This window comes from Sphingomonas sp. M1A8_2b, from assembly GCF_053345535.1.
In genome coordinates this window covers 204,556-217,337 of the sequence record NZ_JBKFAH010000001.1, presented here as the reverse complement: position 1 = coordinate 217,337, position 12,782 = coordinate 204,556, and the positions used below count along the sequence as shown (strand labels likewise).

At 67.2% G+C, this 12,782-nt stretch carries 11 protein-coding genes and 1 tRNA gene; 9 read left to right on the top strand and 3 right to left on the bottom strand.

From position 1 onward, the window contains the following. The first annotated feature begins 250 nt into the window (after nt 1–250). The 5 genes from ACLBWL_RS01145 to ACLBWL_RS01125 all read left to right on the top strand — a co-directional run bounded on the left by ACLBWL_RS01145 (nt 251) and on the right by ACLBWL_RS01125 (nt 8,408). The gene (locus tag ACLBWL_RS01145; RefSeq protein ID WP_447789478.1) at nt 251–1,351 is read left to right on the top strand and encodes a hypothetical protein; all 1,101 of its coding nucleotides are present in this window, start codon (nt 251–253) and stop codon (nt 1,349–1,351) included. An 11-nt stretch (nt 1,352–1,362) separates the two neighbouring features. Beyond that, on the top strand, nt 1,363–1,851 hold the full coding sequence (locus ACLBWL_RS01140; protein WP_447789476.1) for a hypothetical protein: 489 nt from the start codon (nt 1,363–1,365) through the stop codon (nt 1,849–1,851). Nucleotides 1,852–1,953: 102 nt separating this feature from the next. Further along, nucleotides 1,954–3,048 (top strand): hypothetical protein, encoded by a 1,095-nt coding sequence (locus ACLBWL_RS01135; protein WP_447789474.1) that lies wholly within the window; start codon nt 1,954–1,956, stop codon nt 3,046–3,048. A 70-nt stretch (nt 3,049–3,118) separates the two neighbouring features. Continuing rightward, nucleotides 3,119–8,134 carry a hypothetical protein gene (locus ACLBWL_RS01130; protein ID WP_447789472.1) on the top strand — a complete coding sequence of 1,672 codons (5,016 nt, stop codon included), beginning with the start codon at nt 3,119–3,121 and terminating at the stop codon, nt 8,132–8,134. Between the two features lie 22 nt (nt 8,135–8,156). Continuing rightward, the gene (locus ACLBWL_RS01125) at nt 8,157–8,408 is read left to right on the top strand and encodes a hypothetical protein (RefSeq protein WP_447789470.1); all 252 of its coding nucleotides are present in this window, start codon (nt 8,157–8,159) and stop codon (nt 8,406–8,408) included. A 118-nt stretch (nt 8,409–8,526) separates the two neighbouring features. Here the strand turns inward: ACLBWL_RS01125 and ACLBWL_RS01120 are convergent, their stop codons facing one another. The 3 genes from ACLBWL_RS01120 to ACLBWL_RS01110 all read right to left on the bottom strand — a co-directional run bounded on the left by ACLBWL_RS01120 (nt 8,527) and on the right by ACLBWL_RS01110 (nt 9,754). After that, nucleotides 8,527–8,679 (bottom strand): hypothetical protein, encoded by a 153-nt coding sequence (locus ACLBWL_RS01120; RefSeq protein WP_175518116.1) that lies wholly within the window; start codon nt 8,677–8,679, stop codon nt 8,527–8,529. Nucleotides 8,680–8,773: 94 nt separating this feature from the next. After that, nucleotides 8,774–8,860, bottom strand: a tRNA-Leu gene (locus ACLBWL_RS01115). 114 nt (nt 8,861–8,974) lie between these two features. Next, entirely contained in the window at nt 8,975–9,754 is a 780-nt protein-coding gene (locus ACLBWL_RS01110) for an MJ0042-type zinc finger domain-containing protein (RefSeq protein ID WP_447789467.1), read from the bottom strand. A gap of 152 nt (nt 9,755–9,906) precedes the next feature. On the opposite strand from ACLBWL_RS01110, the gene ftsE reads away from it, so the two are divergent. The 4 genes from ftsE to ACLBWL_RS01090 are packed head-to-tail and all read left to right on the top strand — an operon-like array spanning nt 9,907 to nt 12,726. Beyond that, nucleotides 9,907–10,626 (top strand): cell division ATP-binding protein FtsE, encoded by a 720-nt coding sequence (gene ftsE / locus ACLBWL_RS01105; RefSeq protein WP_447791929.1) that lies wholly within the window; start codon nt 9,907–9,909, stop codon nt 10,624–10,626. Beyond that, a complete protein-coding gene (locus tag ACLBWL_RS01100; RefSeq protein WP_447789465.1) occupies nt 10,623–11,516 on the top strand; it encodes a cell division protein FtsX in 894 nt (297 codons plus the stop codon). Before ftsE ends, ACLBWL_RS01100 begins: the two co-directional genes overlap by 4 nt. After that, complete coding sequence (locus ACLBWL_RS01095) at nt 11,513–12,049, top strand: YdcF family protein (protein ID WP_447789463.1); 537 nt, start codon at nt 11,513–11,515, stop codon at nt 12,047–12,049. The genes ACLBWL_RS01100 and ACLBWL_RS01095 overlap by 4 nt, the downstream gene beginning before the upstream one ends. Further along, nucleotides 12,046–12,726: a lysophospholipid acyltransferase family protein gene (locus ACLBWL_RS01090; RefSeq protein WP_447789461.1), complete on the top strand. Its 681-nt coding sequence runs from the start codon at nt 12,046–12,048 to the stop codon at nt 12,724–12,726. The genes ACLBWL_RS01095 and ACLBWL_RS01090 overlap by 4 nt, the downstream gene beginning before the upstream one ends. The last annotated feature ends 56 nt before the right edge of the window (nt 12,727–12,782 follow it).

Here is a 12,782-nt window from a genome sequence, read left to right as displayed (position 1 = left end):
CAAATTTCAAAAAGTCCGCGTGAATCGACTACGACTAGATCGTATAATTCCTACGATCGCGACATCGCAAATTAAATCAAACCAGAACACGGTTAACACCGCGCATTTCTGTAAAATTCAAACAAACCGGATGTCGTTTCAGCTGAATAATCGCGAAAATACGCGATCCATTTAGTCGATTTGATTTTGTAGGATTTGATTAAGCGCTGAGACGCATTTTTGTTCCCGACGAAAATATTTGGGGGAACAAATGAGCCGGCATCATCAAGCATTCGCAAGCAGAGGACAGCGCCGATCGGCCGCTGCCGTCGCTGCGTATGCGGTGATCGCCGGCGCTGCCGGCCTGTTCGCGCCGGGTTCCGCCTGGAGCCAGACCGCCGACCGCCAGAATCCGGCTGGGCAGAATCCGGCTGGGCAGAATCCGGCTGGGCAGAATCCGGTCGGGCAGACGATGGCGGGGACGCCGATCGTCAATACCGCCGGGCTCGGGTTCGATCTGGGCGGTAGCGCGCAGACTCTGGTGTCCAACACGGTCACGATCATCGTCGCGGAACGGCTCGACGTGGCGCTGGTCCGCAACGGGCAGGGCGCCGTCGTCGTCAAGCCGCAGCCGACGGTCGTCCCGCTGACCCTGACCAACCGGGATAACGGCAACGAAGCCTTCACGATCGCCGCGAGCGTGTCGCCCGGCGCGTTCGGCGTCAGCGCGCTGGTGATCGATGCGGACGGCGACGGCCTCTACGATCCCGCCAAGGATCGCGCGCCCGCCGAGGGCAGGACCCCGGTCCTGGCACCCGGCCAGTCGATCAAATTGCTGGCAATCCTGGTCAGGACCGATTCCTCAGGCGGTACCGCGACCGCGACGCTGACCGTCACCGCGCAATCGACGACCGGATCGGGCGATACCGGCAGCGCCTATGCGGGGCTGGGCGACGGCGGTGGCGATGCGGTCGTCGGCCCGACCGGCGCGATCGCGCGCGTCGCGGTGCCGCTGACGACCGCGATCGCCGGTCCGACCCTGGTCAAGAGCCAGTCCGTGATGGCCGCCGACGGATCGCAGAACGCGGTCCGCGATGCAGTCATCACCTACACGCTCGAGGCGCGGTTCACCGACGCGGTGACCGGCGTGCGGATCGTCGATCCGATCCCCGAAGGTACCGTGTTCGTCCCCGGCAGCCTGACGCTCGACGGCGCCGCGCTGACCGATCGCGGCGACGGCGACGCGGGTCGCTTCGATGGCGGCACCTCGGCTGCTGGCGGGACCTCGACAGCCGGCGGAATCGCCGTCGCGCTCGGCCAGGTCGCCGCCGCCTCCGTCCACACCGTCCAGTTCAAGACCAAGATCCAATGAGGAGTCCGACTATGATCACGCATCCGATGATTGCCGCCGTGCTGATGGTGACCACCGTCTCCATCGGCACCGCCGCCGTTTCCGCCGCCGAAGGACCGCTGCAGGTAACGAGCAGCATCCTCGTCGAGAGCCGCAGCGCGGCCGCCGACGGCACCACGCGGATCACGCTGGTCAAGCCGACCAAGGTGATGCCGGGCGACAAGGTCATCTTCGTCCTCGCCTATCGCAACACCGGCAAGCAGCCGCTGGCCAACGTCGTGCTGGCGAACCCGCTGCCGGCGGCGATCTCGTATCGATCGGCAAATCCCGGTTCGCCCGCCCCCGACGTGTCGGTCGACGGCACGACGTTCGGTGCGCTCGACACGCTGCGCGTCCGCAGCCTCGACGGCAGCGCGCGCGCTGCGGGGCCCAACGATGTCACCAGCGTCCGGTGGCGGATTGCGAAGCCGATACCGGCCGGTTCGCAAGGCCAATTCGCGTTCCAGGCCGTCCTGAAATGATCTCCTCCCACCCATCACGCCTGACTAAACACACATAAGGAAAACTAAGAGATGTTCGCAAAAGGGGTAATACGCACGTTGTTGGCCGGTACGGCCGCCATCGTGTCCGCCGGTACGATGGCCGGCACCGCAAACGCGCAGGCGCCGGGGCCCGCCGGCACCGCCGCCGGCACGACCGTCACCAACACCGCGCAAGCGAGCTACACCGTCAACGGCGTCCAGCAGAGCGCGACGTCGAATGCGGTGAGCTTCGTGGTCGATCGCAAGGTCAACCTGACCGTGATCGCCAACCAGGCGAACAACACGCAGGTCGCGATCGGCCAGACCGCGGCGGTGACGACGTTTAAGGTCACCAACAATACCAACGGCACGCAGGACTTCCTGCTGTCGACCAGCCAGACGCCGATCACGAACCTGTTCACCGGCGACAATTTCGACGTGACCAATATCCACATCTACGTCGATTCGAACGGCAACGGCACGTATGACGCCGGCACCGATACCGCGACCTACATCAACGAACTCGGTGCCGATCAGTCGGCGATCGTATTCATCGTCGCCGACATCCCCAACAATCAGGCCAACGTCCTCGCCGGCATCACGCTGATTGCACAGGTCGCGGCGGGGGGCGATGGAGCCGCGCAGGGCCTGCCGTTGGCGCCCAGCGTCGCGCCGAACGACGACAATGTCGTCGACGTGGTCTTTGCCGACAACGATTCGGACGGTCTTGGTCTCGACGTCGCGCTGAACGGACAGGGCCGCGCGTCGCTCGGCTACGAGATCACCACGCGCAATGTCGCCTTGAGCGTCGCCAAGTCGCAACTGGTGCTGAACGATCCGATCAACCTGGCCGTCTCACCAAAGGCGATCCCGGGCGCGGTCGTGCAATATTGCCTGATCGTCAACAACGGCACGGTCGGGACGCCGGCGTCCAATGTCGTGCTGACCGACATCATCCCGCCCAACACCACCTATGTCACCAACTCGATCGCGATCGGCGCGATCGCGCTGGGTGGCACGTGCCTGCTGACGGGAATCGTCGGCGGCGTCCCGCTGGCGGACGATGGATCGGTGACCGTGCCCGTGGTGAATTACACCGGCTCGTTCAACATCAACACGAAGACGGTGAATGCGACGATCCCGGTGTTGCTCGGCGGGACATCGGTCGCGGCGACCTTCCGCGTGACGATCAACTAAACCCCAGTCCTCGCGAACAAGGAACGACCGATCCCGGCGCGTGCCGACGCGTGCCGGGACCTGGCCCCTTATGTCCAGCCGACGCTGCCTTCTGCGCCTGTGCGCTCTCCTCTCGACGCTGCTGCTCGGGCTCGCTTTTGGCGTGGCATCGGCAATGGCGCAGACGATCCGTGTCGAGAATACGGCAACCCTGTCGTTCGACGATTCGGGCAGCGATTCCGGTACGCGCGCCGTCCCCTCCAACACGGTGTCGCTCGACGTGAACCGTGGCAAGCGTCCGACGACGCTCTCCTTCCGCCTGGCACCCGCCAATTACGCCTTCACCGGCGCGAAATGCCAGACCGCCCCGACCTATGTCTTCACCCCCGCGCCGATCGACGGAGCGACCTTCGCGGCGGCGCCAAAGGTCGCCGCGCTCGACGTCAAGGAAGACATGATCCTGGTGCTCGACAACCAGGCCGGCAATCACGATCCCGCGGTCCGCGAAACGTCGATCATCACCGCCAATATCGGCCAGAACGCCGTCACGCTGACGTTGACCGAAACCACGCCCAACAGCGGCATCTTCGCCGGTGGCGTTCCGTCGACCGAAACCGGTCGATACGCCGATCTAGAACCCTGCGAAGTGCGTACGCGCGGCGCTAAGATCACGCTCAGCTTCGCCGAGGACGAGTTCAGCTTCGCCTCGACCGCGTCGATCCTGATCGATCCGGCCGGCTATACCTTCGATTCGCGCACCGGCGCGCTGGTCGACGGCGCCACCGTGTCGCTGGTCGACGAGGCGGGTCAGCCGGCCACAGTGTTCGGCGACGATGGCGTCAGCCGCTACCCCTCGACGATGGTGACGGGCGAGAGCGTCACCGATGCCAGCGGGCGCGTCTATCCGGGCGAGACCGGACGCTATCGCTTTCCGCTGACCACGCCGGGCCGTTACGCGCTGAAAGTCGCGCCGCCGGGCACCTATGTCGCGCCCTCGACTGCCGACCGTACGGCCCTGGCGGCGCTTAAGGACCCGAAGGGCGCGCCGTTCATCCTCAAGGACGCCAGCTTCGGCGACACGTTCACGCTGTCGACGCCGGAGCCCTTCTCGGCGGATATCCCGCTCGACGCCCCCAGCGCGGGCATGTTGCTGCTGACCAAGACCGCGTCGGTGCGCGAGGCGTCGCCGGGCGATTTCGTCCAGTATCTGCTCCACATCACCAACCGTGACACGGTGCCTGCGCGCGGACTCCACGTGGCCGATACGTTGCCGAGAGGCCTGCGCTACGAACGCAATTCGGCGCGGGGTGGTGACGAGCCGACCGTGTCGTCCGACGGCCGCACGCTCGACTTCGCGATTCCGCTGCTTGCCGTCGGAGCCTCCACCGACCTTAAATACGTCGTCAGCATCGCACCGGGTGCGCCGACCGGCGAAGCGCTCAACCGCGCGCGCGTCGTCGGGCAGGGCAGCGTCACCAGCAACGAGGCCGCCGCCTCGGTCCGGCTGCGCCCGCTGCTGTTCACCGACGCGATGACGATCATCGGCCGCGTCACCGAGGGGAATTGCGGCGATCCGGTCGACAAGCGCAAGGGCGTGCCCGGAATCCGCCTGCTGATGGAGGACGGCACGTTCGTCTCGACCGATCGCGACGGACTCTACCATTTCGAGGGCGTCCGCGCCGGGCGCCACGTCGTCCAGATCGATACGTCGAGCATCCCCGCGACGCACGCGCCGGTCGCCTGCGACATCGACACGCGCCAAGCCAACAGCCCGATCTCGCGCTTCGTCGAGGGCGACGGTGGCCTGCTCAAGCGCGTCGATTTCCAGCTCAAGCCGACCGGCAAGGCCGCCGCTGCGAACGCCGCGCTCCCCGTCGCGATCCTCGACGACGCCACCGCCGCGGGCAGCCGCGACTGGCTGGGCGCTGGCCAGGCCCCAGGTATCGACTGGCTGTTTCCGACCGTCGGCCACAACCCGCGCGCGCCGATCGTCCGTGCGGTCATCAAGCACATGCCCGGCCAGCGCGTCGCGCTTACGATCAACGGCAAGCAGGTCGAGCCACTCGCCTTCGACGGCACCGACACGCGCGACGGCACCGATGTCGCTGTGTCGCGCTGGACCGGTATCCCCTTGATCGACGGCGACAATCGCCTCGACGCGCGCATCCTCGCCGCCGATGGCAGCGTCGTGAAGACCCTCCAGCGCGTCGTGTATTATTCCGGTGCGGGCGTCCGCGCGGTGTTCGACGCGGCCAGCAGCCGGCTGGTCGCCGATGGCCTCACCCGCCCGCTGATCGCGGTGCGCGTCACCGACAAGACCGGCCGCCCGGTCCGCGCCGGCACGCTCGTGCCGTTCACCGTCGACCAGCCCTATACCGCCGCGATCGAGGCCGAACTCGAGCAGGGCCGCCAGCTCGCCGGACGCGAACGCGCGTCGACGACTGCGCAGGTGGTCGGCGACGACGGCCTCGCCTTCATCGCGCTCCAGCCCACCACGCAGGCCGGTGCCGTGCACGCGATCGTCTCGCTGACCGAAGACAAGGTGATCCATCGCAACGAGATCCGCGCCTGGCTTGCGGCGTCGGCCAAGGGCTGGGTCGTGGTCGGGTTCGGCGCGGGCTCGCTCGGCTACGACATGCTCAGCAAGCGCCAGTCGGGCCTGCCGCGGTCGCAGCGGGGCAGCGTCGTCACCGATGGCCAGCTCGCCTTCTATGCCAAGGGCCGCGTCAAGGGCTCGTGGCTGGCGACCATCGCCTACGACAGCGACCGCAAATACGATCCCGATCGCGGCCTGCTCGGCACGATCGACCCCGATCGCTATTACACCGTCTATGGCGATGGCTCGCGCCAGGGTTATGACGCGGCGACCCGGCGCAAGCTGTACCTGCGGCTCGAGCGTCGCGAATTCTACGCGCTGTTCGGCGATTTCGAGACCGGCTTCACCGATGCGCAGCTGACCCGCTACAACCGTACGCTGAACGGCGTGAAGGCCGCCTATGAGGGCAAGCGGATCCGCGCGACCGGGTTCGCCGCCAACACCGACACGCTGTATTCGCGCGACGAGATCCAGGGCAACGGCCTGAGCGGTCCGTACCGGCTGTCGGGGCGCGATATCGTGCCGAACAGCGACAAGTTGCGGCTCGAGACGCGCGATCGGTTCCGCTCCGAGCTGATCGTTGCCACTACCCAGCTGACGCGGCACATCGATTACGACATCGACACGGCGATGGGCACGGTGCGCTTCCGCCAGCCGATCCTCAGCCGTGACAGCAATCTCAACCCGGTCTTCATCGTCGCGGATTACGAAGTCGAGGGCGGCAAGTCCGCGAAACTCGCCGCCGCCGCGCGCGTCGCGACCAAGCTGGCCAACGACCGGGTCGAGGTCGGCGTCGCCGTCATCCGCGACGAGACCGTCGGCACCAACGCGACTGTGCTCGGTGCGGATATCAAGGCCCGCGTCGGCGCCAGCACCGAACTGCGCGGCGAGATTGCCAAGGGCGGTCGCGGCGGGCTCGGGCAGGGGCTCGCCTATCTCGCCGAGGTCGATCACCACGGCACCAAGCTCGACCTGCTCGCCTATGCCCGCCAGCAGGATGCGGCCTTCGGCGTCGGCCAGCAGAATTTCGTCGAGGCCGGCACGCGCAAATTCGGGCTCGACGGACGGCTGCGCCTGACCGACCGGATCAGCGTGACGGGCCTCGTCTGGCACCAGCAGCAGCTCGAGAGCGCGGGCAACCGGACCGCCGCCGACGTCCGGATCGAATATCGCCGCGACACCGGTACGATCTTCGTCGGCGGCCAGTATGCGGCGGATCGCGGCATCGACGGCAAGGATCGCGACAGCCGGTTGCTCACGCTCGGCGGCACGCAGGTGCTGTTCGGCGACAAGCTGACGCTCACCGGCCAGACCCAGTTCGCCCCTGGCGGCGACAAGGACAGCGTCGACTTCCCGGTTCGCCACCAGATCCAGCTCGCCTACCGGATCAGGCCCGGCATCCGCCTGATCGGTGGCTACGAGATCGCGAACGGCGACGGCTATGTCGCGCATACCAAGCAGTTCGGCGTCGATGTTGCGCCCTGGACCGGCGCCAAGCTGATGAGCACGCTCAACCAGCAGGCGATCGGTGAGAACGGCGCGCGGACCTACGCGCAATATGGCCTCAGCCAGTCGGTGCCGCTCGGCAAGAACTGGACCGTCGATGGTACGCTCGACGCCAGCAACACGATCAAGGGGCAGATCCCGACCGGCGCGGTGGTCAACGCGTTCCAGCCGGTCACCTCGGGCGGCTATGTCGGGCAGGACCAGACCAATGGCGATTACGCGGCGGCCACGATCGGCGCGACCTATCGCCAGGCGCGCTGGTCGGTGAACGGACGCCTGGAATACCGCAACGCCGACAGCGGCGATCGCTGGGGGATCACCACCAATTTCCTCCGCACGCTGGGGCAGGGCAAGACGCTCGCGTCGAGCATCAAGGCCTACACGATCAAGGACAGGACCGGCGCGGTCGCGACTTACGCCACCGCTGACGCCGCCCTTGCCCTCCGCCCCCTCGACAGCCGCTGGTCGGTGCTCGAACGGCTCGAACTGCGGCACGAGAGCGCGGATGCGGGCTTCACGGACTCCAACGCGCTCGGCGTGCCGGCCTATGGCGCGGGCGACCAGGTGACGTCGCGGATCATCAACAACCTCGCGGTCAACTATCGTACCGGTCCGGAAGGGCTTGGCCACGGCACCGAGGCGACGGTGTATTACGGCGCGAAATACGTCGCGGGGCGGTTCGCCGACGACACCTATGACGGGTATATCGATGTCACCGGGTTCGAGTTGCGCCAGGACGTCGGCACGCGGTTCGATATCGGCGTCAGCGGATCGGTGCAGCACGCGTGGTCGCGCGGCGCCTGGTCATGGAGCGGCGGGCCGTCGGCCGGCGTGTCGCCGGCGCAGAACATGTGGCTGACCGCGGGCTACAACGTGTCGGGCTACCGCGACCGCGATTTCGAGGACGACCGCTACACGCGGCAGGGGCCGTACGTGACGATGCGGCTGAAATTCGACCAGACCACGATCGGCGGCGCCACGCGCGCGCTGTTCGGGCGGCGCTGACATCAAAGGGGGACAGAGACGTATGCCGACACCGAGCCAGGCCCCACCGATGATGCCGCCGCGCGACTTTACCGATCACGGTCCGTGCGTCGGCGAGCTCGCGCGCGAATTCGCCAAGCAGGATGCAGCGACCAGCGAGGCGCTGATCGAGACGCTGGCGACGCAGGCGATCCGGCAATGGCGGCTCGACGAGGCGACCTATTTGCAGCGGGTGAAATTCCAGGCGCGGATGATTCGCGCACGGCAGGGGTCGTGGAGTCCGGAGGAGCATTGACGTCTCCCCTCCCGCTTGCGGGAGGGGTCGGGGGAGGGCATGGCCGCGAACGCCGCGGCCTACGATAGTCCAGCCCCTCCCCTAACCCCTCCCGCAAGCGGAAGGGGAACAGCCACCGCTATTTCTCGTCGGTGGTCAGTTTCACCTTGTTGGGCAGCTTCTTCCCCTTGGTCCGTCGCGAAGGCAGCTGGACCGGGTTCTTCTTCTTCCACTGGGCAAACGTCATCGGCCCCTCGGGCGTCTCGATGATCGTGTCGTCGATCGAACTCATGCGTTACCTCCACCGCGCGCAACGCCCGGCAAGACGATGCGGCGCACCAAAAGGGGTGCCCCTGGAAAGGGATGATCCGGATCTACAGGAAAAATGGTGCGGCCAAGAAGACTCGAACTTCCACGGGCTTTCGCCCACAACGACCTCAACGTTGCGCGTCTACCAGTTCCGCCATGGCCGCCCATGAAACTTCGCCGGGCGAACCCGGTGTCTGGTAGGCGAGCGCCACTAGCAAGGGTTTGAACGCTGTGCAACGGCCTTTGCGATAAAGTCGTCATCCAGCGCCGATGTCGCTCTACCGGGTGGCCTCGCCCGCGAAGCTGAGTTCGAGCCGTTTCGAATTCGCGGGCACGTTCAGCGTCGCCGAATTGAAATCGATCGCGCCGCCGGGTGCCAAGGTCCGCTGCTGCGGGGTGATCGTCCAGCTGTACACCAGCCGCCCTTGCGCATCGCGGAGTTCGGCGCGGATGTCGGGCACGCGCTGGCGCTGGTCGGACGGGTTGGTCACCTGGCCGCTGACCGCGAACAGCTCCGAGCCGTTGTCGAGTTCGCGCCGCTCGATCGGATTGTCGCGCAGCCGCAGCGGGCTCTCGTCGGTGGCGACGCCGATGCCGAGTTTCGCGGCCACGCCCGGCGCACCGAGATAGACGATCGCGCCCGCCGCGAGCAGCATCAGCAGCCCGGCGATCACCGCGACGATCGTCCAGCGCCGCGTCGTGTTGACGCGCGGACGGAAGGGGGGTTGTTCGGCGACCGCGGCATAGGTCGGCGCCACGAAGACGGGTTCGGGTTCGGGCTTGGGCGCAGGCTCTGCCGGCGCCGCAGCCGAAAGGGGCGCGAATCGCTCGGGCGCGTCTGCGATCGGCGAACGCGGCAAGGGTGCGAGCGGCGCTGGCGCCGGGGCGAGCGGCGTCGGTTCCGGCAGGTCGACGGCGATGTCGGTGGCGGGCGCGGGCGCGGGCGCCTGGAACCAGCTGTGCCGGCAATTGGCGCAGCGCACGGTCCGGCCGTCGGTCCCGATCGCGCTGTCGGGCACCAGATAGCGGGTGCTGCACTCGGGGCATTGGAGGATCATGGGCACGCTTCACCAGCGGCCGCCGGAGCGCGACCGTTCTAGCGGCGAATAAGCACGCGGTCCGTATCGGTGGCAAGCTTGAAGCGGCCCCGGCTTTCATGCGAAAGCGGCTGGACGGGCATCAAGCGGGCGAGAGCGGGCGCAACCACGTCATGGCGAATATCGTCCAATTCGAAAATGTCGGCCTGCGATACGGTACCGGATCGGACTCCGCGCCCGAAACGCTGTCGGACGTCAGCTTCACGCTGCGCAGTGGTGCGTTCTATTTCCTGACCGGCGCGAGCGGCGCGGGCAAGACCTCGTTGCTCAAGCTGCTATATCTGGCGCAACGCCCGACGCGCGGCGTGATCCGGCTGTTCGGCGAGGACGCTGTGATGTTGTCGCGCGATCGCCTGCCGGGATTTCGCCGGCGGATCGGCGTGGTATTCCAGGATTTCCGGCTCGTGCCGCATCTGTCGACCTGGGACAATATCGCGCTGCCGTTGCGCGTCGCCGGCATGCCCGAGACCCATATCGTCCAGGCGGTTCGGGAGATGCTCGCCTGGATCGGCCTTGCGGACCGGGCGGATGCGCGCCCCGCGACTCTGTCGGGGGGCGAGCAACAGCGCGTCGCGATCGCCCGTGCGGTGATCGCGCGGCCCGAGATCCTGGTCGCGGACGAGCCGACCGGCAACGTCGACCCCGACATGGCCGAGCGGCTGCTGCATCTGTTCGAATCGCTCAACAAGCTCGGCACGACGGTGGTGGTCGCCACGCACGACTTCCACCTGCTCGGCCGGATCCCGGGCGCGCAGATGATGCGGCTCGATCGCGGCCGGTTGCTCGATCCGACCGGCGCGCTGCGCTATCCACCGACGCGGCCCGATTCATGAGGGTGGCCAGGGCGCGGTCGTCGGCCGAACGGCGTGTGCTCGACGAAGCGGGCGGGCTTCGCGCGATGACGTGGGTGATGGCGATCATGCTGTTTCTGACGATGCTCGCCGCCGCATTGGGTTTGGCGACGGCGGGTGCGGCGCGGCTGCTCGATCGGCAATTGGCGGGGCGATTGACTGTGCAGATCGTCGATGGTGACCCGGTCCACCGTGATGCCGCCGCCGCGCACGTACTGGCGGCGCTGCGGACGATGCCGGCGGTCGCCACCGCGACGCCGGTCGATCGCGCCGAGCTGACCCGGTTGCTGCAGCCCTGGATGGGGTCGGATGGCGCCGATCCGCAATTGCCGGTTCCGGCGATGATCGATGTCGATCTCGCCGACCATGACGAGACCGCCGCGATGCGCGTGGCCGCCGCGGTGCGCCGGCTCGGTCCCACCGTCCGCGTCGACCGCCACGAAAGCTGGATGTCGCCGGTCAACGACGTGATGCGCTGGCTGACGGTGCTCGCACTCGCGCTGGTGGTGCTGATGGCGAGCGCGACTGCTGCGGTCGTCGTGCTGGCGGCGCGCGCGGGGCTGGAGACGCACCGCGCGACGATCGCGGTGATGCACATGCTCGGCTCGACCGATCTTCAGGTTGCGCGGCTGTTCCAGCGGCGGATCGCGCTCGATGCGACGATTGGTGGGGTAGGCGGCGGCGTTGCGGCGCTGCTGGTGGTCGGCTTCATCGGTATCCGGCTGCACGGGCTGGGCTCGGAACTGCTCGGCGGCGTGACGCTCGGCGGGGTCGACTGGGTGGTTCTTGCGCTGTTGCCGGTCGCGTTCGTGGTCCTTGCGGTGCTCGCGGCGCGCGTGACGATCGTCCGTGCGCTGAGGCACGTCCTGTGATCGTCCGGTTCCTCGGGGTTTTGGGACTCGCCTGGGCGTTGGGCTTTGCGCTGTTCATGCTGATGCTACCCAAGCCGCTCGACGGATTTACGTCGGATGCGATCGTCGTGCCGACCGGTGGGGCAGGGCGGATCGATCGCGGGATCGCCTTGCTGCGCGATCACCAGGCGAAGCGGATGCTCGTCACCGGCGTTGCGCCAGGCGTTCGGCCGATCGACCTCGCGCTAGAATACCGGACATCGCCGAAGCTGTTCGCCTGCTGTATCGATCTCGGCGCGGATGCGGTCGACACGCGTTCGAACGCCGAGGAGACTGCGCGCTGGGTTCGCGTCCACCAGTACCGCTCGGTGCGGCTGGTGACGTCCGACTGGCATCTGGCGCGAGCGCGGATGGAACTGGCGGCGGCGCTCGGCAAGGACGTCGTGATCCTCGGCGACGGCGTGGGCGGCACGCCGCGGCTGGGCACGTTGGTCAACGAATATAACAAGTTGATCCTTCGCCGGATCGCGTTGTGGATTGGATTTGGCGGATGATTTGGTTGCGCAACTGGGCGTTCATGCTCGTTTTCTACATGATCTCGGTGCCGATCGTGGTGACCGTGCCGATCTCGGCGCTGTTCGGATCGAAGGCGGTGATCGCGCACGCCACGCTGTGGACGCGATTCCACCGCTGGTGCGCGCGCGTGATCCTCGGCGTGCATATCCGGATCGAGGGGATTCGGCCGACCGAGCCGGCGTTCTACGCGTGCAAGCACCAGGCGATGTTCGAGACGCTCGAATTGCAGGCGTTGCTCGACGGCCCGGCGATCGTGTTGAAGCGCGAACTCGCGGATATCCCGGCCTGGGGCTGGGCAGCGCGCAAATACGGGGCGATCGTCGTCGACCGCGAAGCGTCGGCGAAGGCGTTGCGGAGCATGATGCGCGAAGCGGGGGAGGCCAAGTCGACGGGACGCTCGATCCTGATCTTCCCCGAAGGGACGCGCGTTCTGCCGGGCGAGCATCCGCCGCTGAAGCCGGGCTTCGCCGGGCTTTATCGTGCGCTGAAGATGCCGACGGTGCCGATCGCCTGCGACAGCGGGCTCGTGTGGCCGAAGAAGGGCCCCAAGCTGCCGGGCGTCATCACCTTCCGATTCGGCGAGGTGGTGCCGCCGGGCTTACCACGCGAAGAGGCCGAGCAGCGTGTCCATGCGGCGATGAACGCGCTGGACTAGACCAAGCGGTCGACACCCCGGCCTACGCCGGGGTGGTACCGTTTAAGTAGAGCGGA